The sequence below is a fragment of the Streptomyces hawaiiensis genome (genome assembly GCF_004803895.1).
In the GTDB taxonomy this organism is placed as follows: Bacteria; Actinomycetota; Actinomycetes; order Streptomycetales; family Streptomycetaceae; genus Streptomyces; species Streptomyces hawaiiensis.
The window spans coordinates 3,375,539-3,395,975 of record NZ_CP021978.1; the positions used below are offsets into that span (position 1 = coordinate 3,375,539).

The following is a 20,437-nucleotide window of genomic DNA, read 5'->3' on the forward strand; positions in this document are numbered from 1 at the left end:
TCAGTCAGGCTCCTACGGCCAGATCCCACGACACGGCTGTGGGAGAGCCCACCCAAACCCCGCCCTCAGTGCGCCAGATCGACGCGATGCCATGCTCCTCTAGGTACTCGGCATAGTGCCCTATGCCTTCCGTGAAGAGGGCCACAAGGTGCGGCTTCGGCTCACTTCGCTTCTCGTGCCAGTAGTAGCTGTACTCATAAAGCTGCCCCACTGCCTCACGAACGGCCTGGGTCGCGTTGCCCCTCTTCACGGCCTTGCCCTCCACCAGCCAGGAGCGCCGCTGATCCACGGCGGGACGACGCAGAACCAGGTCCCTCGGATACATGCCTTGCGTGATCGGTTGATACCCGCACGTGACGACATGGAGGCCGAAGTCCTTGATGAGTTCTTCGTGGCGCCGTTCCCTGCGCCGATGGCCGCCCTTGATGTGGACGTAGTAGTCGCTGCTGTCGTTCGGGCGGAAACCGTCGAGGGGGTCATCGGCGGAGAGATGATGATGGCTCTCACCCTCGTAGGCGATGGGCTCGTTCTCCGAAGGCTGCTGGAGCCAGACACGATGGCCTGCGGCAGCGTCGCGCAGAAGCAGAGATGCCACATGGAGATCTTCTGCGAGGACTTCCTCCGCTGGCATGCAAGCAATCTCGTACCGCCGGGCTGCCACGCTCGCCGCCTCGTACGCACGGGGGCGTTCAAGCTTGGAGCGGAAGGCCGGCGTGTGAGCCCAATGCGCCGCCAGCTCGGGTTCCATACCTGCCCTGAGGTGCCGCGCTCGGCGCTTCAGCTCCCTCAGCCGGTCGCCCAGCTTGGGGTACTCATCCGACAGCTTCGTTACGCCCTGCTGCAACGTGAGGGTCACGGAGGCCAGAGTCGAATCGAAGATGTAGGCGAGGTACAGACCCTCTTGGGCCTGCATATTGATCGACGTGCCGAACACGCCGATCCACGGAGTGCTGCTCGCAGACCCCTTGCCTCCGTACCCCGAAGCGACGAAGCCATGAGGTAACGGCAGATCGGACATCCTCTCGACGTCCCGAAGGAGGTCTTGGGCTGACACGCCGCTAGCCGTACCAGCCTTGGGGTTGTAGGTCTTCGCTATGCGTATGAGCAGGTCACGTAAGTGCACACTCAAAACGTAACTCGCTACGATCAGTTGTGCCGCTAAATAGATCGACATCGCGCAGCTGACGATCGATCCTGCCCAGCCCGGGACACTGTTTGCCTCCCCAGGGGTCCTGTCAGTGCCTCTTGATAGAACAGCTTCATCGTCGATCGTCGCGATCAATCGGGGGAGCCTGCCTGTGTCTGAGAGCCGCGCCGACGTCTCTGCCCCAGCCGATGGACTGTACGAGCAGCTGATCACGCTCCGCTTTGAACAGCAGTTGAAAGAGCTGGCCAGCCTCGGATGGCATCCCATCAGCGAGGCCGTGGGGCCTGAGTCTGTGCCGCACGTCCTAGCGCGACACGTCGGGGGAACGGTTCGGCAGGTATTGCAAAACCTTCCGGCAGAGGAGCGGGTCTACGCGGCGAACCACATCTTGGAGTCCCTCAGCACACTGCAAGGTGCCAAGGAGTGGGTGGACCTGGTCGCAGACGGACCACGCCAACTCCTCGCGATCACCCGGCAAGAGGCACCCGGCGTCTTTGCCGTACGCCCAGGTATCCCGCTCTCCGATGCTGCTCTGATCACCAACTCTCCTGAAGACCCGAGCCTCGGCTTCGAACTGCGTGCGGAGCTCACCACAGCCGACCGTGTGGACCTGCTGTGCGCCTTCGTGAAGTGGCATGGCCTGCGGATCATTGAGCAGTCGCTGAAGGCAGCCCATGCACGAGGGGTGCCGATACGGGTGATCACGACGACCTACATCGGCGCGACCGAGCGGCGCGCGTTGGATCGGCTAGTGGAGGAGTTCAACGCGCAGGTCAAGGTCAACTACGAGACTCGCTCGACGCGGTTGCACGCCAAGGCGTGGCTGTTCCGCCGTGAGAGCGGGTACGACACGGCATACGTGGGCAGCTCCAACCTGTCCAAGGCAGCGCTTCTCGATGGCCTGGAGTGGAACGTCCGGCTCTCCTCTGTCGCCACGCCCGACGTGATGCGCAAGTTCGAGGCCACCTTCGACGCCTACTGGAGCGACCCGTCCTTCGAAACATACGACCCTAAGGCCGACGGCGAACGCCTTCAGGAAGCACTGGAGATCGCGGGCGGTACCTCGTCGACGTCCACGGCTCAGCGCGCAATCACCTTGTCAGGGCTGGAGGTACGACCGTATCCCCACCAGCGCGACATGCTGGAGCGACTCGAAGTCGAGCGAGAGGTGCACGACAGGCACCGGAACTTGCTGGTAGCAGCAACAGGCACCGGCAAGACCGTGATGGCAGCGCTCGACTACAAGCAACTGCGTAAGAAGCATGGCCGTGACCTGCGCATACTTTTCGTCGCTCACCGCAAGGAGATCCTCGATCAGTCGATGAGGACCTACCAAGACGTCTTGGTGGACGCGAACTTCGGCGAATCGCTACACAGCGGTGAAATCCCAGAGCGTTGGTCGCACGTATTCGCCAGCGTGCAGTCGCTGAGCGCGAAGGGCTTGGACCGCCTCGCTCCAGATCACTTCGATGTGATCGTCATCGATGAGTTCCACCACGGAACCTCACCTACATACCGCAAGATCCTCGATCATTTCCATCCGTTGGAACTCCTAGGGCTCACCGCCACGCCTGAGCGCATGGACGGCAAGAACATTCAGGACGAGTTCTTCGACGGCCGGATCGCAGCCGAAATGCGCCTATGGGAGGCGCTCGAAAATGATCTACTCAGCCCCTTCCACTACTTCGGCATCAGCGATTCCACGGATCTCAGAACGGTGGAGTGGAAGCGCGGGACGTATGACCCAGCCGCGCTGAGCAACGTGCTGTCGAGTAACGCCAGACGTGCCCGGCTGGTCGTGAAGGCCGTAGGGGAGAAGCTGTCCGATCCCAAAACCATGCGAGCGTTGGGCTTCTGCGTGTCAGTAGCCCACGCCCACTTCATGGCTGAGGTCTTCCGAACGGCCGGCCTTGAGGCCATTGCTCTGTCTGGGGAGACGCCAGCCGAGCAGCGCAAGCAGGCACTGAACGACCTGGCATCGGGCACGCTCCAGGTGATCTTCTCCGTCGACCTTTTCAACGAAGGCCTCGACCTCCCAGACGTGGACACGCTGCTGCTTCTGCGTCCCACGTCCAGCGCCACGGTGTTCTTGCAGCAGCTAGGCCGCGGGCTCCGCCGGTCTGAAGGCAAGGCGGTGCTGACCGTACTGGACTTCATCGGACAGCATCGCAAGGAATTCCGTTTCGAGAACCAGTTCCGAGCACTCACCAACCTGACTCGCAAGCGGCTGCTGGACCACATCGAGCATGACTTCCCCCAGCTCCCCTCCGGCTGCCAAATCATCCTTGAAGAGAAAGCGAAGAAGGCGATCATCGCCAACATCAAGGATCAGATTGGTGTCAATGTCATGGCACTGGCACGCGAAGTCGCGGACTATGCCGAGCCAAGGCTCAGCCGGTATCTGGAAGAGAGCGGCCGTGAACTGAAGGAACTCTACCGAGGCAATGGCAACTCCTGGACCGGTCTACTGCGTCGTGCGGGTCTCCTAGAGGGTGAGGCGCCTGAAGGCGAAGCAGCGCTCCTCAAACGTGTCCCTGCGTTTCTGCACGTGGATGACCCGCTGCGTGTAGCCGCATACACCCGGATGTTGGAGGATGACGCGCCTACCTATGGCGAGCTCGATGAGCAGGGACAGGCGTATGCCCGCATGCTCTTCTTCCAGCTATGGCCCTTGGGCGGTCTGACCCGCAAGGGGTTCGCCAACTACGACTCGGGCTTCGCGGCGCTACGCAAACAGCGAGCAGTTCGGAGTGAACTCCGCCAGATGTTGGCGTACAACCTCGCCCACACAGAGCACGTCCCTATTCCGCTGCTCGGGATCGGGGGCGGTACTGGCATCCCACTAACCGTCCACGCCTCTTACAGCCGCGAGGAGATCCTGCCTGCTCTGGGCCAGTCCGCCATCGGCGGCTTCATGCCGGGTGACTTCCGCGAGGGCGTGAAGTGGTGTGAATCCATCAAGACTGACGCCCTCCTCATCACCCTGGAGAAGGACGAGAAGGACTTCTCCCCACAGACCCGCTACCACGACTACGCCCTCAACGAGACCCGCTTCCACTGGGAGTCTCAGAACCAGACATCGGAAACGTCTCCCACAGGCTTGCGGTACCAGCGCCACGCCACCGAGGGCAGCCACGTGCTGCTCTTCGTCCGTCGCTACAAAGCCACAGACATTGGCAGCGCCCAGCCGTGGATGTTGCTCGGGCCTGCCGACTATGTGGAGCACACTGGCAGCAAGCCAATGGCCATCACATGGCAGTTGAAGCATCAGATTCCGGCCGACGTCTGGACGTACTCAGCGATCGCAGCCGGGTAATGCGTCACGATCCCTGAGACCGGGCGGCGCACTCGGCCTCGAAACGCATCTGCGCCCGGTCGAGCATGTCGTCCACGTCGCGGCCGTGAGCTCGGAACCAGTGGAGAAAGTCGGTGATCGCCGCGATCGCCGACTCCTCCGCCACGGCCGAGGTCAACCTGCTCCCACCCGCTCTATGCCGCGGCTTCGCAGCAGCGGCGTAGTGATGGAGAAGGGCCTCGGCCCGGATCACACTGGGAGCATCCACGTGACCGTCGGGCGCGGGAAGCTTCGTGGTCAGCTCACACCACGTGACCTTCCGATCCGGACGCAGCAGCACGCCCCAGCGGTCGGCGACGGCGTCCACGAGAGCCATCCCTCTCCCTTCCTCAGAGTCTGTGCTCGCGTCGCGGAGGGTGGGGAGAGCACGCGGGTCGGGGTCGTGCACCTCGATGCGCAGGTGCGTGCCCTGCATGGAGACAGCCAGCGTCGCGGGGGCGCCGGGACCCACGTGGGTGATGACATTGGACACCAGCTCACTGACGCACAATTGGGCTTCGTCGGCGAGATCCTGCAATCCCCAGACGCCCAAGTGCAGCCGCATGATCCGGCGCAGGGCGGCCACTTCCGCCGGTTCAGCCGTGAAGGCAATGTCCCATGGTTTGCGCGGCATGCAGGCTTCCTTACTCACCTGGACCCCTCTCATCGCAGTTGACACCGCAGCGACAGCGCAACGTCACGAAAGCTCACGGTGAGTTGCTGTGGCGACCAGAGTGCAGGCAACACATCCCGTCGTGCAATGTGCAGGAAGGGATTCCCACTTCTGAGTGATTGGCAAGCACACCCCTTGGCGCGAGACTGAACGCCCGCTAGTCGAAAGAGGGTTGAGATGGCCGGATCACCCACGGCGCGCCGCCGGCGCCTCTCGATCGAGCTGAAGAAGCTCCGAGAGAAGAGCGCCCTCACCTGCGCCCAGGTCGGTGAGGCCCTGGATTGGAGCGGCTCCAAGGTCAACCGGATGGAGACGGGCAGCGGACGCGTCCAGCCCTCGGACATCGACGCCCTGTGCCGCTTCTACGGCACGAGCGACGAACTGCGCGAGTTCCTCAAGTCACTGGCCCGACAGGCGAAAGTACGCGGTTGGTGGCAGGTCCACGGCGCCGGCGTGCCCGAGTGGTTCAACATCTACATCGGCCTTGAGCAGGACGCCTCCACCTTCCGCCAGTACCAGTGCGAGGTCGTACCAGGGCTCATGCAGACCGAGGTGTACGCGTCCGAGCTTCACAAGGCTGGGGCACATATGTCCGTGGAGGACATCGCGAAGGCGGTACGTGTGCGCATGGAACGTCAAGCCATGCTGCGACAGGCGGATGCTCCGGATGCCTGGTTCATCGTGAACGAGGGCGCGCTGCGCCACGTCATCGGTGATCGGGCCCTGATGCGGGAACAGCTGGAACGAGTTCTGGAGACGGCCGAGCTAGGGACCGTGACCCTGCAGATCCTGCCCTTCGACTCCGGGACCTGCCCGACCACCGGTTCATTCACCATGCTGGGCTTTCCGGCCCCGGAGGATCCGGACATCGTGTATCGGGACGGCATTACGGATGCTGTGTACCTGGAGGGCGAGCATCATGTACGTGAGTACACGAGGGCGTTCGACGGCCTGCGAGCGGCAGCCCTGAGCCCTCAACGCTCGGCCCTGTTGATCGAGTCGATCTTGAAGGATTACGCGTAGTGATATTGCCCGAGTCCGACGGAAGCAGCCGTCTGGTGTGGTTCACGGCGTCCTACAGCAACGGTGCGGGAGGCGAGTGCGTCGAGTGTGCATCCACCGGTGATGGCGCTCTCGTTCGCGACTCGAAGATGACGGAGGCGCACGTGATCGCTGTGAGCGGCGATGCGTGGCGCTCCTTCATCCAGACCATGAAGCACGTCAGCACGAGGCCCTGACCAGGACGGCACCGATCGGGTCCTGGAGCGCGAGTGCGTCCTGCGGGCTCGGGAATCGTGGATCCGGATCTCGTACACCCGTGGTTGGTCTCCAGCCGGTGACACGCGCTCCTCCTGGCTTTCAGCTCAGCCGTTTCTGACCGTACGGGGCCGCGGCGTGCTGACGCCTCGGTTATTGCCTCGGGCCGTCTTCCGCTGGGCTTCAGTCCTCCACTCGATCCAGTTCTCCCCGTTCCACGCAGAACTCGTTGCCCTCCGGGTCAGCCATCACCACCCAGCCTCGGCCGTTCGGGAGGGTGCGGTCCGTCAGGATGTGGGCGCCGAGGGATACGGCACGTTCGACCTCCTCCGAGCGGGTGCGGCCTGTGGGGCCGAGGTCGAAGTGGATGCGGTTCTTTGCTGCCGTCGTGGCCTCCTCGACTCTGACGAAGAGGAGGCCGGGCACTCCGTCCGGGAGTTCGACCAGGACCTCGTCGTCTCCGGGCTTGTCCTCGTAGGAGATCGGGTGGCCGAGGAACTCGGACCAGAAGCGGGCGAGTTCGTAGGGTTCGCCGGAGCAGTCGAAGGTGATGTGGCGGATGGTCGGGTTCAACGGCCTTCTCCCTGAGGTGCGTTCCGTGCGCGGTGTGTGTTCCGCAGGATGGGCGGGGAGACCCGGGGCTGTCGAACTATTTGGGGTTCTCGGGGAGGTTTCCGTTGCCGCCCAGGTTGGCGACCATGCGGCGCAGGACGTTGATCGTCGTGACGAAGTCGGCCTCCGTGATGCCCTCGTGGGTTCGGTGGTGGACGCGGAGGTTGCGTTCGCGGGCTCGGAGGCGGCCGGCCTCGCCCTCCTCCGTGAGGATCATGGCGCCCGTCGCGTCCTCCGTGAGCCAGCCTCGGGCGATGAGGTCGTCGTAGATCGCGTCGAAGTCGGTGTCCTGGTCGTCGTAGGGGGTCAGGCGGTCGGTGAGGGCCGCACGGGTCCAGGTGCCCGGGGCGCCTGAGGCGTGGTTGAGGGTCCACCAGTGGGGCTGGGTGAGGTCGTCCACGGCCAGTTGGGCGCGGATGGCTCCCACCACCCTGCGGCAGGCCTCGCCGGTCCATGCTCCGATCGGCTGGGCGGCCAGTTCCTCCGGGGAGTACTCCTTGAGGTTCTCAAACTGTGCGCTCATGCGGTCAACGTAGGACCTCAATCAAACGTGAGGTCAAGGAGGAAGGCGCTGATCTCCTCGTAGAGGCGGGCCGCTTGGTCCAGGTGGACGTCGTGGGCCGCCCCGGGGATGCACGCCGTCCTGGTCCCCGGGCGGTGGGCGAGCATCGTGGGCGGTTCGTCGGGGCGCATGGTGCCGTGTTCGCCCTGGATGAGGAGCGTGGGGCAGGTGGTGCGGGACCACTCCTCCCAGTAGGCGGTGGTGGCCAGTTCGGCGACCGTGTCGATGATCGTGGTGCGGTCCCATGTCGGGTGCCAGCCGTCGTCCCGCCGGTCCAGGGTCCTCGTCCACGCCTCGTGGCCGAGGAAGGCTTCCGCCTGCTCCAGGGACGTGAACGGGGTCGGCCAGCTGTCCAGCCAGGTCGCGATCTGTGCCGGGAGGCCGGGGGCCGGGCCCGCCGGACCCGCTTCGATCAGGATCAGGGCCTTCGCCAGGTGGGGGTGGGACGCGGCCAGCAGCATGGCCGTGTGGCCGCCGAGGGACTGGCCCAGGAGGGTCACGGGGGTGAGGTCCAGGTGCTCGATGAGGGCTACGGCGTCCTGGACGTGGGCCTCGCGGGTCGTGGTCGCCGGAGTGCGGGTGCTGGCGCCGTGGCCCCGGGCGTCGTACGTCACCACGCGGTGGCCGTCGGCCGACAGCTGCGCGGCGAGGGTGTCCCACTCGCCCTGGTGGCCCGCCAGGCCGTGCAGGAGGAGGAACGTGGCCGTGGGGTCGCCTGCGGGGTGGTGGGTCCTGTGGGCGATGCGGGTGCCATCAGGGGTGGTGAGGGTTCCGGAGGAGGTGGCGTGAGTCATGGAGCCCCCGTTGACGTCGCATCGACCGCTCGCGCCGACGGCCACCCCCCTGTGCGACACGTGGTGGCCGTCGTGCGCGCTGTTTCAGGAGCCTACGACGCCGGGGTCAGGTCCGCTCGGCCGAACAGAAGGGCGTAGCCCGCGGGGAGTTGGGCCAGGATGCGGGTGACCAGCTCGTCGCCGATGAAGGGTGGCAGCGTGCTGAGGACCGAGCTGACGTCCCAGCGGGCTGTGGCGGGAGTGGCGCCCGGTGTGCGGGCGGCGACCGAGTCGACGAACTCGGCGGCCGTCAGCCGGTGCGTGGCCGGGATCTGGGCGGCGATCAGCCGGGCCGCCTCCCCGGGCAGGGCGCGGGCGAGGTCGACCCGTTCGTCGCCGATGACGTGGGTGCCGAGGGCGGCCAGGACGGTGCGGGTGACCTGCTCCGCCTTCGTCCGGGTGGGGTACAGGCCCGTTTCGCGGACCGCTTCGATCAGCTGGGGCCAGCCGTTGTCGTCGGCGGCGTGGGGGGCGCGGCTCGTCGTCACACGGGGCACCGTCGTCGTGCTCATGTGTGGGGTTTTCCTCCGGGTGCGTGCGGGGGTACGGGCGTGGGTGGGGTGTCGCGCCGCCGGGGATCGTGCCGGCGGCGCGATGGACCTGTGGGCGGTGCGGTGAGGTCAGCCGCTGAGCTGCCTGCGCGCGTCTCCGCCCGTGATCTGGATGCGGCGCGGCTTGGCCTGCTCGGCCACCGGGATGCGCAGGGTCAGGACGCCGGCCTCGTAGGAGGCGTCGATGCGCTCCGTGTCGAGCGTCTCGCCGAGGAAGAGCTGGCGCGTGAAGGTGCCGGTGGGGCGCTCGGCGACGAGCGCTTCCGCGCCCTCGGGGGCGGGGGACCTGCGCTCGGCTCGTACGTTGAGGACGTTGCGCTCGACGTCCAGTTCGATCGTCTCGGGGTCGATGCCGGGGAGGTCGAAGTGGACGAAGAAGTCGTCCCCGGAGCGGTAGGCGTCCATCGCCATGGCCGACGGGCGGGTGGCGGCGGGGCCGAAGACCTGCTGGGTGAGTCGGTCGAGTTCACGGAAGGGGTCCGTGCGCATGAGCATCACTGGTCACTCCTCTCTTCAGGTGCAGTCGGTGCGATGCCCTACGGCCTGCGTCTTCTTATATAGCTCGGAGGAGGAAACTTGACAAGCCCTGGCTCAGGTTCGCGTGGACGACAACCGTGGCCCCTGGCGTGTGTGCCCCTCAGCGTGGGAGTTAGCCTCAAGATCTCGAGCAGCAGCAGGAGGCAGATATGGCGAAGGTTCCCAGCGCGGTGGTCGCCGCGAGCGGGCTCGTGGGCGGGTACGGCGTGGCCCGCTGGACCAGGCAGCGGCCGCTCGGCGGGATCGTGCTCGCCGTGGCCGGGGTGGCGGCCGCGCGGCAGTGGCGGCAGCAGGCCGGTGGGGTGGCCGCGGGGGCGTTGTCGGCCGCGTATGTCGCCGCCTTCGCCGGGTCTCATCCGCTGGCGAAGAAGGTGGGCGCCTGGCCTGCCGTGTTCGGAGTGGCGGGGGCCGTGGGGCTGGCGTCGTGGGCCGTCGCGGACCGGCGCGGCTGACCGGCTGATCTCGGTGAGCCGGCCGTAGCCGACCGGCTCATCACGGCGGACACAGCAGAGAACCCGGCCCTGAATCCCAGGGCCGGGTTCTCATTGGAGCGCCGGGCAGGCCTTGCACCTGCATTTCCCCACAGGAAGTGGGGCGTCTTTCCTTGGACCACCAACGCACTGTCCGCCGACCGGAGTTCCGGCGACTGGACGCAGATCAACTATAGCGCAGTTTCTGTTATCGCCTGCGCCGCCCGGCCGTCTCCTCACCGTCCCCCGCAGGTACGCGACTTACGACGCTGAGGTACGACGACGTGACACGACAGATCAGCCGCCGGAGCATGTTGAAGGCAGCCGGCATCGGTATCGGTGCGACCGCGCTCGCCACCCCGGCCGGCGCCGCCGACGCCCCTCTCGTGCACCCCGGGATGCTGCACACCCGTGCCGATCTGGGCCGTATGGCGGCCAAGGTGAGGGCGGGCGCCAGACCGTACACCGCCGGGTTCGCCAAGCTCACCGCCAACCGGCATGCGCAGAGCGGATGGCGGGCGAATCCGCAGGCCGTCGTGTACCGGGGGTCGGGTACACCCGAGAACTACCGGATCCTCTACAACGACATCCACGCCGCGTACCAGAACGCCCTGCGCTATCACGTCGGCGGCGAGGAGGCGCACGCCGACACCGCCGTGGCGATCCTCAACGCCTGGTCGGGGAAGCTGACCGGGCTGGAGGGCAGTGCCGATCGGTTCCTGGCGGCGGGGTTGTACGGCTATCAGTTCGCCAACGCCGCGGAACTGGTGCGTGGACATGGGGACTTCGACCTCGGGCGGGCGCAGGAACTGATGCGGAGTGTGTTCCATCCGCTGAGCGACGACTTCCTGACCCGCCACAACGGTGCCGTCATCACGAACTACTGGCCCAACTGGGATCTGACGGCCATCGCCTGCGTCCTCGCGACCGGGATCTTCTGCGACGACCGGGGCATCGTCGACCGGGCCGTGGAGTACTTCAAGCACGGGGACGGCATGGGGTCGGTCAAGCACGCGATTCCGGTCGTCCACGAGGACGGGCTCGGCGAGTGGGTCGAGGCCGGGCGGGATCAGGGGCATGCGCTGCTCGGGGTCGGGCTGATGGGCACGGTGTGCGAGATGGCGTGGAACCAGGGGATCGACCTGTACGGCTACGACGACAGCAGGTTCCTCAAGGGGGCGCAGTACGTGGCCAAGTGGAGCCTGGGCGGGGATGTGCCGTATACGGCCAACACGCGGCGGAAGGGGGCGATCGGGGGATGGTCGGGGAGTGAGACCGCGTCCGGTGTCGCGGGTGTGGACCCTGGGATGACCCGGCCCATCTGGGCGATGATCGCCAATCACTACACCAAGCGGCGGGGGTTGCCGGCGTCGTACCTCACGCGGGCGGCTGCCAAGGCCGCGCCCGAGGGTGGTGGCGGGGATTACGGGCCCAACAGCGGGGGGTTCGACCAGCTGGGGTTCGGGACGCTCGCGTTCACCCGGGACCGGGTGGAGAGGGCGGTCGATGGAGCCACAGCGAGTCCGAGTCCGGGTCCGTCCGGTGGGTCGCCGGGTGCCGGGGGTGTGCGGCCGCAGGCTTCGGCGTCTCCGGTTCGTGGGGGCGACCTCGCGGCGACGGGTTCCGGGGATGCGGCGGGCTGGGCCGCGGCTGCGGGGATCGGCGCGGTGGCCGGCGGGTTGCTGTTGCTGCGGAGGCGTGACCGGGTGTTGCGGCGGGGGGCGGGCGAGTAGCGGCTGACCCGCGACCTCTCTCACCCGTCGGCGGACGGCAACAGCAGCGTGCGAGCGCGGAAACGCCCCACGCTCGCACGTCTCTCAGCTGGATGGGTTTGGCTGCACCCCGGCCCCCGGCCCCCGGCCCTCGGCCCCCAGGCCCCAGCCCTCAGCCCCTGGCCCCTCCGCTGTCCCCCCTGCCCCCGCTGCCCGCCGCCGTCAACGGCTTGGCGATGTCCTCCAGGGAGCGGCGTTCCGCCTTCACCGCGAGGAGAGCCGCTGCCAGGCCGGCCAGGCACATCAGGGTCGCGCCGATCTGGAAGGCGAGGACCGTGTCGCCGACGACGCCGGATTCCGTGAGCTTGGCGAAGATGAGCGGGCCGCTGATGCCGCCGGCTGCCGTGCCGATGGCGTAGAAGAACGCGATCGACATGGCGCGGGTCTCCATGGGGAAGACCTCGGAGACCGTCAGGTAGGCGCTGGACGCGCCGGCCGAGGCGAAGAACAGGACCGCGCACCAGCACGCCGTCATCGTGTCCGCGCTCAGGGAGCCCTGGTCGAAGAGCCAGGCCGTGCCGAAGAGGAGCAGGCCCGAGAGCAGGTAGGTGCCGGAGATCATGATGCGGCGGCCGACCGTGTCGAAGAGCTTGCCGAGGAGCAGCGGGCCGAAGAAGTTGCCGAGTGCGATGACCGCGAAGTAGTAGCCGGTGTTGCCGCTCGGGACGTCGAAGAACGTCGTCAGGATCGCGCCGAAGCCGAAGGTGATCGCGTTGTAGAGGAACGCCTGGCCGATGAAGAGGGAGAAGCCGAGGACGGCACGCCTGCGGTAGTCGGAGAAGACCGTGCGGCCGATCTCCAGGAAGGAGACGCTGCGGCGCTGGTGGATGGTGATCTCGCCCTCCGGGCGCGGCAGCGGCTCGCCCCGCTCCTCCTCGATCTTGCGTTCGATGGAGGAGACGATGCGTTCCGCTTCGTCGTCGCGGCCGTGGATCAGCAGCCAGCGTGGGCTTTCCGGGACGTGCCGGCGGACGAGGAGGATCACCAGGGCGAGGACCGCGCCGAGCGCGAAGGTGAGGCGCCAGCCGACGTTCGCCGCGAAGATGTCCGTGTCCAGGGCGACGATGGACAGCAGTGAGCCGAAGACGGCGCCCAGCCAGAAGCTGCCGTTGATCATCAGGTCGGTGCGGCCGCGGTACTCCTTGGGGATCAGTTCGTCGATCGCGGAGTTGATCGCCGCGTACTCGCCGCCGATGCCGAAGCCGGTGAGGAAGCGGAAGAGGAAGAACCACCAGGTGTCGAAGGCGATCGAGGTGAGGGCGGTGGCCGCCAGGTACACCGCCAGCGTGATCATGAAGAGTTTTTTGCGCCCCCACTTGTCGGTCAGGCGGCCCCAGAAGAGGGCGCCCAGGCAGGCGCCCGCCACATACAGGGCGGCCGCCATGCCGGTGACCTCGCCGGAGGTGATGGGCAGGCCGCTGCCGGGCTCCGACAGGCGGCTGGCGATGTTGCCCACGACGGTGACTTCGAGACCGTCGAGGATCCACACGGTGCCGAGGCCGATGACGATCGTCCAGTGCCAGCGTGACCACGGGAGGCGGTCGAGGCGGGCGGGGATGTCGGTGGTGATGGTTCGGCCGGTCCCGGCCTGTGCGGTGGTCATGGGCTCCCTCCCCATCGAGAAGAACCCGGTTCGAGTGCCCTGAGCGGTTTCTCTTACGCCCTGAGCGGTTTCTCTTGCCCTGAGCTACTTCCCTCACGCTCCGAGCTGCCCCTCTCACGCCCCGAGCGCGTGCGACACCGTGTAGATCAGCAGGCCGGCCAGCGAGCCGACCACCGTGCCGTTGATGCGGATGAACTGCAGGTCCCGGCCGATGTTGGCCTCGATCTTCTTCGTGGTGTGCTCGGCGTCCCAGCTCGCCACCGTGTCGGTGATCAGGGAGGTGATCTCCTTGCGGTAGGTGGTGACGACGTAGACGGCCGCGTCCTCCACCCACTGGTCGACCTTGTCCTGCACCTTGCGCTCGGCCGCCATCCGCGAGCCGAGTGACAGCAGGGACGCCCGTACCCGCAGCCGCAGCTCGCTGCGCTCGTCCTCCGCCGCCGCGACGATCATGGATCGTACGGCCGTCCAGGCGCTGGCGATGAGGTCCTGGACCTCGCCGCGGCCCAGCACCTCGCCCTTGAGCCGCTCGATGCGGGCGCGGGTGTCGGTGTCGGACTGGAGGTCGTTGGCGAAGTCGGTGAGGAAGCGGTCCAGGGCGCCGCGCGCCGGGTGGCCGGGCATGTCGCGCATCTCGGTGGCGAAGCGCAGCAGCTCCCGGTAGACCCGCTCGCCGACCTTCCGGTCGACGAACTTCGGCGTCCAGCCCGGGGCGCCGCCCTCCACGGCGTCCATCACCTCGTCGCGGTGCAGCACCAGCCAGTCGTGCGCACGGGTGACGACGAGGTCGACGACCCGTTTGTGGCCGCCGTCGGCGACGACCTTCTCCAGCATCTTGCCGATGCCGGGCCCGATCTCCTGGGCGTTCGCGCGGCGGGTGATGGCCTCGCCGACCACGGCCTGGACGTCGGAGTCGCGCAGGACCGTCAGGGCGCCGCGCAGGGCGGTGGACAGCTCGGCGGTGACCCGATCGGCGTGTTCGGGGACCGCGAGCCAGGCACCGAGGCGGCTGCCGATGCCGACGGCGCGCAGCCGCTGCCGTACGACGTCCTCGGAGAGGAAGTTCTCGCCGACGAACTCGCCCAGGGAGACGCCGAGCTGGTCCTTCTTGGTGGGGATGATCGCGGTGTGCGGGATGGGGATGCCGAGGGGGTGCCGGAAGAGGGCGGTGACGGCGAACCAGTCGGCGAGCGCGCCGACCATGCCCGCCTCCGCGGCGGCGGCGACATAGCCCGCCCAGGGGCCGGCGCCGGAGTTCTGCGCCCACTTGGCGAGGACGTAGACCAGGGCCACGAACACCAGGAGCCCAGTGGCGGTGAGCTTCATCTGCCGCACACCGCGCTGTTTCTCCTCGTCCGCCGGGCTGAAGGCCGTCATCGCACGGTTCACGACGGCACCGGGCCGGGCATGCTGCCCTCCGGCACCGGCGTCCTTTTCTGCTGCTTTAGTCCGTTCCATCCGCTCCACCCGCTTGGTGATCCCGCACACATTGTCCCTTCCTGACCGACTCCTGGAACGGAACAGGAGTTCCCGGCGTCTGTCGGGAGGGGGTTTTGCCACGGGGTCCTGTGAGCTTCCCCCGGTCCATGACGCATCATGGGCACATCAGATCGGAGCCTTGGGCTCCCATCGCCCGAGGAGAACAACACAGCATGACCCGAGGACGTGGCTACGCCCTCCTTGCCCTGGTCGTCGCAGCGATCGTGGCCCTTTCCACCGCCATATACGTCGGTGTGGCGCCCGACGACAGCCCGCGCAGCCGGAACGCCCTCGGCGACGGCCGCGCCCCCCACAACTCCGCCGCCCCCGCCTCCACGGGCACCTGGGTCGGCACCTGGTCCACGTCTCCCTCTGCCGCCGAACCCGGCACCGAGACGACCGGCATGGCGGACCGTTCGGTTCGCAACGTCGTCCACACCAGCGTCGGCGGTACGAGTGCCCGCGTGACGCTGTCCAATCTCTACGGCCAGTCGCCGCTGAGCATCACGGGGGCGACGATCGCCGTCTCCGCGGGCAGCGGTACGGCGGCGGCACTCGCGGACACCATGCGGCAGCTGACCTTCAGCGGCGGACCCACGGTCGTCATCCCGCCCGGCCGGCAGGTGATGAGCGACGCGGTGGGGGTCGTCGTCCCGCACGACTCCGACGTCCTGATCACCACCTACACCCCGACCAGCTCCGGCCCGGTGACCTACCACCGGCACGCCCGGCAGATCTCCTACATCGCCCAGGGCGACCAGACGCAGGACGCGACGGGCACGCCGTACACCGAGCAGACCGGTTCCTGGCGGTACCTGACCGCGCTGGACGTGCTGAGCAACGAGTCCGACGGCACGATCGTCGCCCTCGGCGACTCGCTGACGGACGGCATCACCTCCACTCCGGGCACCAACAGCCGGTGGACCGACGTGCTCTCCGACCGGCTGCGCGCGGAGATCGCGGCCGGGCGGGACCTGCCCCGCTACAGCGTCGTCAACCAGGGCATCAGCGGCAACCAGGTCCTCGCCGACGGGCTGGGCCGCCCCGCGGACAACACCAGCGGACTGAACCGCTTCCAGCGGGACGTGATGGAGCGGACGAACGTCAAGGTCGTCGTCATCGACCTCGGCGTCAACGACATCCTGCGCAACCCGCGCCTCGCCGACCCGAACGCGATCCTGAACGGACTGCGCACGATGGTGGGGCAGGCCCATGCGCGCGGGGTGAAGGTCGTGGGCGCGACCCTGATGCCGTTCTACGGACACCGCGGGTACACGGAGGCCCGCGAGGCGGTACGCCGGACGATCAACGCGGAGATCCGCGCCGGTCGGGTCTTCGACGCCGTGGCCGACTTCGACCAGGCGCTGCGCGACCCGTACGACCCGCGGCGGCTGCGGGCCGACTACGACTCGGGGGACCATCTGCACCCCAGCGACAGGGGCTACGCGCGGATGGCGGAGTCCTTCGACCTGGACACGCTGAAGGGGTCGGCGCCGGCGGAGCTGTAGCCCGTCCGGCCTCGTCCCGTGCCCGCCGCCCGTCCACAGGCGGCGGGCACACGGCCGCCGGGGCCCAGTGCAGGCGGGCACACGGCCGCCGGGGCCAGCACACGGGCACACGGCTGCGGGGCTCCGTACACGGGCACACGGGCACACGGCCGCCGGGCTCAGTACGCGCGGGCACACAGCCGCCGGAGCCCAGGACACGGGCACGCGGCTGCGGGTGCCCAGCGCACGGGCACACGGCCGCCGGAGCCCAGTACGCGCGGGCACCCGGCCGCCAGGGCTCAGTGCTCAGTGCTCAGTGCTCCCAGTGCGAATCCCGCCGGGGCGGCTCGTCCAGTTCCCGCCGTCCCGCTTTCCGCTCCAGCTTCTCCTGGCGCCGTTCCTCGCGGATCCGCAGCTTCTCCGCCCGGGTCAGCTTCCGCTGGACCCCGACGCCGCCCCAGAACGCGAAGCCCGTGACGACGACCCGCGGGGCGCCCGGCTCCCCCGGCACGCCCTCCTCGCGGTGGTCGAAGCCGCCCATGACGCCGATGCCGCGGACGACGACCTCGACACCGGGCGGGACGATGACATCCACCCCACCCATGATCGCGATCGCGCTGACCTCGACCTCGCGGTCCGCGAAGTTCGCCTCGCGCAGGTCGATCTCCCCGCCGCCCCAGAAGGCGAAGCAGGTGAAGCGCCGGGGCATCGTCCAGCGCCCCTTGCGCTGGAAGCCGGACATCACGGCGACGGCCCACGTGGAAGAACCCTCGCCGCCCACGATCCGCCCGGACCAGTCCGAGCCGGTGGCGGGATCCTTCGTCAGGGACACCGCCGGCACCGTGACGCCCTCGGCCGGCAGGTCACGCGTGATGGGCGCCAGTTCCCCGTACGTCCGCGCCTTGTACGTCGCGTCCAGCCGCTCCTCGAATTCCTCCATGTCGAGGCGTCCCTCCGCGACGGCGTCCCGCAGGATGCCGGCGACCCGTTCACGGTCGGCGTCGGAGGCGCGGAGGTCCGGGACTGCGTCGTCGGTCATACACAGCAGATTACGAGTTCGCCCCGCCGGGGGCTACGAGATCGTCCGCTCGGCCTGTTCGACGTACATGCGGGCGATCACCGCCTCGATGTCCGGCTCCCGTACCGAGAGGTCCACCAGCGGGTACTCGGCCGCGATCCGCGCCACCAGCGGCGCCGCCGACTCCCCCGCCGGGAACGCCAGCCACTGCCGCGGACCGTCCACACGGACCACCCGCGCGGGCGCCGGTGCCTCGATCGGCGGCAGCTCCCGCTCCAGGTCCACCACCAGGGTCCGTTCGCTCTCCCCCGCCTCGTGCAGCCCGGCGAGCGGGCCGTCGTACATCAGACGCCCGTGGTCGATGACCATCACCCGCCTGCACAACTGCTCGATGTCCTGCAGGTCGTGCGTGGTCAGCAGCACCGTGGTGCCGCGCTCGGTGTTCAACTCCCGCAGGAACTCCCGCACCTTGGACTTGGAGACGACGTCCAGCCCGATGGTCGGCTCGTCGAGGTACAGCACCTCCGGGTCGTGCAGCAGCGCCGCCGCGATGTCACCGCGCATCCGCTGGCCGAGGGAGAGCTGCCGCACCGGCACGTCCAGCAGGTCGCCGAGGCCGAGGAGTTCGACCAGACGGCCGAGGTTCTCCCGGTAACGGGCGTCCGGGATCCGGTACATACGGTGCATCAGCCGGTAGGAGTCGACCAGCGGCAGGTCCCACCACAGCGTCGTACGCTGCCCGAACACCACGCCGATGCGGTGTGCGAGCCGCGTCCGCTCCCGGGAGGGATCGATGCCGGCCACCCGCAGCCGGCCCGCGCTCGGCGTGAGGATGCCGGTCAGCATCTTGATCGTGGTCGACTTGCCGGCGCCGTTCGGGCCGATGTAGCCGACCATCTCACCGCGCTCCACACGGAAGGAGATCGAGTCGACGGCCCGCACCTGCCGCCGCTCCCGCTTCATGAAGCCGGTCTTCTTACGCACCTCGAAGACCTTCTCCACACCCTCCAGTTCGATGAAACCGCCGCTTGAACCGGTCAACTCAACTCCCTGTACTCCGGTACGAACGAAGCCCCGTCCGCCACGCCAGCCCGGCCAGCACGCAGCAGACCACCGCCACCAGCGGCGAGGCGAACGCCGCCCAGCCGGGCAGTCCGATCGGATACGGCCGCCCCAGCACATGGGCGGCGGGCACCCAGTTGACGAAGGCCAGCGGCACCATGAAGGTCGCGCCCCGCACCAGGTCCTTGCCGAACACCGTCGGCGGATACTGCAACAGCGTCGTCCCGCCGTAGGTGAAGGCGTTCTGCACCTCGGCGGCGTCCTGCGCGTAGATCTGGAAGGCCGCCCCCGCCACGAACACCGCCGAGAAGATCGCCGCACCGCTGACCACCATCACCGGCACCAGCAGCACCTTCGCCGCGCTCCAGTCGACGTCCACCGACACCAGCGCCCAGCCCAGCACCACCGCGCCCTGCGTGATCCGGCCCAGCCGGCGCAGCGCGAACCGGTCGGCCCCGACCTGGGCGAGCACCGGCGCCGGACGCACCAGCAGCGTGTCGAACGAACCGTCGCGCATCCGGGCGCCCAGGACGTCCATCGAGCCGAACGCCAGATCGGCGATCCCGAACGACGTCACGGACAGCCCGTACAGGAAGGCCACCTCGGGCAGCGACCAGCCGCCCAGCGAGTCGACCTGCGAGAACATCAGCAGGATCCCGACGAAGTCCAGGCCGGTCACCGTCAGGTTCCCGAGCACCGTGACGACGAACGAGGCGCGGTAGGTCATGCTGGACCGCACCCACATCCCGGCGATCAGCCGGTAGGCCCGCAACCCCTCGGCCACAGCACCGCGCTCACCCACCCTGCACCACCACCCGCCGCGTCGCGGCCGACTGCATCAGCCTGCCCGCCGCCAGCAGCGCCACCGCCCACGCCGCCTGAAAGGCGAACGCCCCGAGCGGGTCCGTCTCCCCCATCAGCACGTCCGCCGGCATCTGGATCTGCGCCGCCCACGGCAACACCCGCACCACCTCGCCGAGCGTGCCCGGGAAGGCGTTCAGCGGCAGCACCATGCCCGAGAAGAAGATGCCCGTGACCATCAGGGCCTGGTTGACGCCCATGCCGTCCATCAGCCAGAACACGCTCAGCGCCGCCAGATAGCGGATCGCGAAGCTCACGACCGCCGCCAGCAGCAGCGTGACCGTGAAAGCCGCCCACGGGGCGACGTCCGTCGGCAGCGCCATCGGGAAGAACACCGCGCCGAACACGAACGGGATCACCCCCCGACCCAGCATCTGGAACAACGCCCGCCCCACGTCGCCCGCCAGCCACCACAGCTGCAGATCGGCCGGCCGGTACAGGTCCACGGCGATCTCACCGGTGCGGATACGCTCCATCAGATCCTTCTCGGCACCGCCGCCCTGGATCGCCAGCGTCGCGTAGAGGCACTGCCCCAGCCACACGTACGTCACGGCCTGCGCCTGGTCGTACCCCCCGAGATGCGGCTTCTGGTCCCACAGCGCCAGATACGTGTAGACGAGGATGACGCCGAAGACGGTGTTGGTGAACACCCCGGCCACCGTGGCCGCCCGATACGTCGCGTACCGCCGGAAACCACCCGCCGCGACGGCCGCGTACAACCGCCACGAGCCCACATCCACCGCCCTCCTCGCCCCACGGCACCGAAGCGCAGGAGCCTAGTGGGACGAAGATCGGGCGTGCCACGCAATTTCGGGGAGCGACGGGGCGCCACGGGGCGAGCGCACAGCGGCCCAGACGGTACGATCCGTTGCGTCCGCGCGGGCCGAGGCGCCCGTGGCCAGGGCGAGCAGCGTGGCGGCGGTGCCGGCCGGGCGGAGCGTACGAGCCGTCGCGATCCACGGCCGTGTCCCCCTTCGGGCGAATGTCGCGCAGGCGAGATCACGATTCGGGCAGGCGTGCGGAACAGCACGACCCGCCTCGTGCCCGCCCGCGCACGGCCCGCCTCACCACACCGCTCACAGCCCGGCCCCCGATCAGGGAACTGATCAACGGATGGGACAGTCTTCATCACAGGGGCGCAAGAGCGAGCAGAGACGTACGGGAACGACGTACGACGCG

General features: G+C 68.2%; 19 protein-coding genes. 6 read left to right on the plus strand and 13 right to left on the minus strand.

The features are described 5' to 3' along the window. Nucleotides 1–4: 4 nt before the first annotated feature. Nucleotides 5–1,174, minus strand: coding sequence for an MrcB family domain-containing protein (locus CEB94_RS15450; protein ID WP_175432786.1), 1,170 nt, complete (start codon nt 1,172–1,174; stop codon nt 5–7). 124 nt (nt 1,175–1,298) lie between these two features. On the opposite strand from CEB94_RS15450, the gene CEB94_RS15455 reads away from it, so the two are divergent. After that, on the plus strand, nt 1,299–4,463 hold the full coding sequence (locus CEB94_RS15455) for a DEAD/DEAH box helicase (RefSeq protein WP_175432787.1): 3,165 nt from the start codon (nt 1,299–1,301) through the stop codon (nt 4,461–4,463). A gap of 4 nt (nt 4,464–4,467) precedes the next feature. Here the strand turns inward: CEB94_RS15455 and CEB94_RS15460 are convergent, their stop codons facing one another. Beyond that, a complete protein-coding gene (locus CEB94_RS15460) occupies nt 4,468–5,115 on the minus strand; it encodes an ATP-binding protein (protein WP_175432788.1) in 648 nt (215 codons plus the stop codon). 216 nt (nt 5,116–5,331) lie between these two features. Between CEB94_RS15460 and CEB94_RS15465 the strand changes: the two genes are divergently transcribed. Together CEB94_RS15465 and CEB94_RS15470 are read left to right on the plus strand one after the other, a co-directional pair. Further along, on the plus strand, nt 5,332–6,177 hold the full coding sequence (locus CEB94_RS15465; protein ID WP_175432789.1) for a helix-turn-helix domain-containing protein: 846 nt from the start codon (nt 5,332–5,334) through the stop codon (nt 6,175–6,177). 35 nt (nt 6,178–6,212) lie between these two features. Next, the gene (locus tag CEB94_RS15470; protein WP_342790419.1) at nt 6,213–6,392 is read left to right on the plus strand and encodes a DUF397 domain-containing protein; all 180 of its coding nucleotides are present in this window, start codon (nt 6,213–6,215) and stop codon (nt 6,390–6,392) included. A 202-nt stretch (nt 6,393–6,594) separates the two neighbouring features. Here the strand turns inward: CEB94_RS15470 and CEB94_RS15475 are convergent, their stop codons facing one another. The 5 genes from CEB94_RS15475 to CEB94_RS15495 all read right to left on the minus strand — a co-directional run bounded on the left by CEB94_RS15475 (nt 6,595) and on the right by CEB94_RS15495 (nt 9,464). Continuing rightward, nucleotides 6,595–6,984 (minus strand): VOC family protein, encoded by a 390-nt coding sequence (locus CEB94_RS15475; protein ID WP_175432791.1) that lies wholly within the window; start codon nt 6,982–6,984, stop codon nt 6,595–6,597. A gap of 76 nt (nt 6,985–7,060) precedes the next feature. Continuing rightward, a complete protein-coding gene (locus CEB94_RS15480; RefSeq protein ID WP_175432792.1) occupies nt 7,061–7,546 on the minus strand; it encodes a MarR family transcriptional regulator in 486 nt (161 codons plus the stop codon). 17 nt (nt 7,547–7,563) lie between these two features. Beyond that, nucleotides 7,564–8,379 carry an alpha/beta fold hydrolase gene (locus CEB94_RS15485; protein WP_175432793.1) on the minus strand — a complete coding sequence of 272 codons (816 nt, stop codon included), beginning with the start codon at nt 8,377–8,379 and terminating at the stop codon, nt 7,564–7,566. A 92-nt stretch (nt 8,380–8,471) separates the two neighbouring features. Beyond that, a complete protein-coding gene (locus CEB94_RS15490; RefSeq protein ID WP_175432794.1) occupies nt 8,472–8,930 on the minus strand; it encodes a DUF2267 domain-containing protein in 459 nt (152 codons plus the stop codon). Nucleotides 8,931–9,038: 108 nt separating this feature from the next. Further along, nucleotides 9,039–9,464: an Hsp20/alpha crystallin family protein gene (locus tag CEB94_RS15495; protein WP_175432795.1), complete on the minus strand. Its 426-nt coding sequence runs from the start codon at nt 9,462–9,464 to the stop codon at nt 9,039–9,041. Nucleotides 9,465–9,655: 191 nt separating this feature from the next. Here CEB94_RS15495 and CEB94_RS15500 point away from each other — a divergent pair, with 191 nt between their 5' ends. Continuing rightward, nucleotides 9,656–9,958 carry a hypothetical protein gene (locus tag CEB94_RS15500; protein WP_175432796.1) on the plus strand — a complete coding sequence of 101 codons (303 nt, stop codon included), beginning with the start codon at nt 9,656–9,658 and terminating at the stop codon, nt 9,956–9,958. A gap of 329 nt (nt 9,959–10,287) precedes the next feature. After that, complete coding sequence (locus CEB94_RS15505) at nt 10,288–11,709, plus strand: alginate lyase family protein (RefSeq protein WP_175432797.1); 1,422 nt, start codon at nt 10,288–10,290, stop codon at nt 11,707–11,709. Nucleotides 11,710–11,860: 151 nt separating this feature from the next. On the opposite strand, the gene CEB94_RS15510 is transcribed toward CEB94_RS15505, so the two are convergent. Then, nucleotides 11,861–13,351: an MFS transporter gene (locus CEB94_RS15510; RefSeq protein WP_175432798.1), complete on the minus strand. Its 1,491-nt coding sequence runs from the start codon at nt 13,349–13,351 to the stop codon at nt 11,861–11,863. A gap of 114 nt (nt 13,352–13,465) precedes the next feature. Beyond that, complete coding sequence (locus CEB94_RS15515; protein WP_425472543.1) at nt 13,466–14,809, minus strand: DUF445 domain-containing protein; 1,344 nt, start codon at nt 14,807–14,809, stop codon at nt 13,466–13,468. Nucleotides 14,810–15,003: 194 nt separating this feature from the next. On the opposite strand from CEB94_RS15515, the gene CEB94_RS15520 reads away from it, so the two are divergent. Beyond that, entirely contained in the window at nt 15,004–16,338 is a 1,335-nt protein-coding gene (locus CEB94_RS15520; RefSeq protein ID WP_175432800.1) for an SGNH/GDSL hydrolase family protein, read from the plus strand. A 292-nt stretch (nt 16,339–16,630) separates the two neighbouring features. Here the strand turns inward: CEB94_RS15520 and CEB94_RS15525 are convergent, their stop codons facing one another. The 4 genes from CEB94_RS15525 to CEB94_RS15540 are packed head-to-tail and all read right to left on the minus strand — an operon-like array spanning nt 16,631 to nt 19,992. After that, complete coding sequence (locus CEB94_RS15525) at nt 16,631–17,356, minus strand: DUF1707 SHOCT-like domain-containing protein (RefSeq protein ID WP_175432801.1); 726 nt, start codon at nt 17,354–17,356, stop codon at nt 16,631–16,633. A gap of 33 nt (nt 17,357–17,389) precedes the next feature. Continuing rightward, entirely contained in the window at nt 17,390–18,376 is a 987-nt protein-coding gene (locus tag CEB94_RS15530; RefSeq protein WP_175432802.1) for an ABC transporter ATP-binding protein, read from the minus strand. A 1-nt stretch (nt 18,377) separates the two neighbouring features. Continuing rightward, entirely contained in the window at nt 18,378–19,142 is a 765-nt protein-coding gene (locus CEB94_RS15535; protein ID WP_381104610.1) for an ABC transporter permease, read from the minus strand. A 49-nt stretch (nt 19,143–19,191) separates the two neighbouring features. After that, the gene (locus tag CEB94_RS15540; protein ID WP_175437014.1) at nt 19,192–19,992 is read right to left on the minus strand and encodes an ABC transporter permease; all 801 of its coding nucleotides are present in this window, start codon (nt 19,990–19,992) and stop codon (nt 19,192–19,194) included. Between the last annotated feature and the right edge of the window lie 445 nt (nt 19,993–20,437).

Coding starts and splice junctions, on each gene's coding strand:
- CEB94_RS15450 (WP_175432786.1), bottom strand. CDS start 1,174: ATGTCGATCTATTTAGCGGCACAACTGATCGTAGCGAGTTACGTTTTG.
- CEB94_RS15460 (WP_175432788.1), bottom strand. CDS start 5,115: ATGCCGCGCAAACCATGGGACATTGCCTTCACGGCTGAACCGGCGGAA.
- CEB94_RS15465 (WP_175432789.1), top strand. CDS start 5,332: ATGGCCGGATCACCCACGGCGCGCCGCCGGCGCCTCTCGATCGAGCTG.
- CEB94_RS15480 (WP_175432792.1), bottom strand. CDS start 7,546: ATGAGCGCACAGTTTGAGAACCTCAAGGAGTACTCCCCGGAGGAACTG.
- CEB94_RS15485 (WP_175432793.1), bottom strand. CDS start 8,379: ATGACTCACGCCACCTCCTCCGGAACCCTCACCACCCCTGATGGCACC.
- CEB94_RS15490 (WP_175432794.1), bottom strand. CDS start 8,930: ATGAGCACGACGACGGTGCCCCGTGTGACGACGAGCCGCGCCCCCCAC.
- CEB94_RS15495 (WP_175432795.1), bottom strand. CDS start 9,464: ATGCTCATGCGCACGGACCCCTTCCGTGAACTCGACCGACTCACCCAG.
- CEB94_RS15500 (WP_175432796.1), top strand. CDS start 9,656: ATGGCGAAGGTTCCCAGCGCGGTGGTCGCCGCGAGCGGGCTCGTGGGC.
- CEB94_RS15505 (WP_175432797.1), top strand. CDS start 10,288: ATGTTGAAGGCAGCCGGCATCGGTATCGGTGCGACCGCGCTCGCCACC.
- CEB94_RS15510 (WP_175432798.1), bottom strand. CDS start 13,351: ATGACCACCGCACAGGCCGGGACCGGCCGAACCATCACCACCGACATC.
- CEB94_RS15515 (WP_425472543.1), bottom strand. CDS start 14,809: ATGGAACGGACTAAAGCAGCAGAAAAGGACGCCGGTGCCGGAGGGCAG.
- CEB94_RS15520 (WP_175432800.1), top strand. CDS start 15,004: ATGACCCGAGGACGTGGCTACGCCCTCCTTGCCCTGGTCGTCGCAGCG.
- CEB94_RS15525 (WP_175432801.1), bottom strand. CDS start 17,356: ATGACCGACGACGCAGTCCCGGACCTCCGCGCCTCCGACGCCGACCGT.
- CEB94_RS15535 (WP_381104610.1), bottom strand. CDS start 19,142: ATGTGGGTGCGGTCCAGCATGACCTACCGCGCCTCGTTCGTCGTCACG.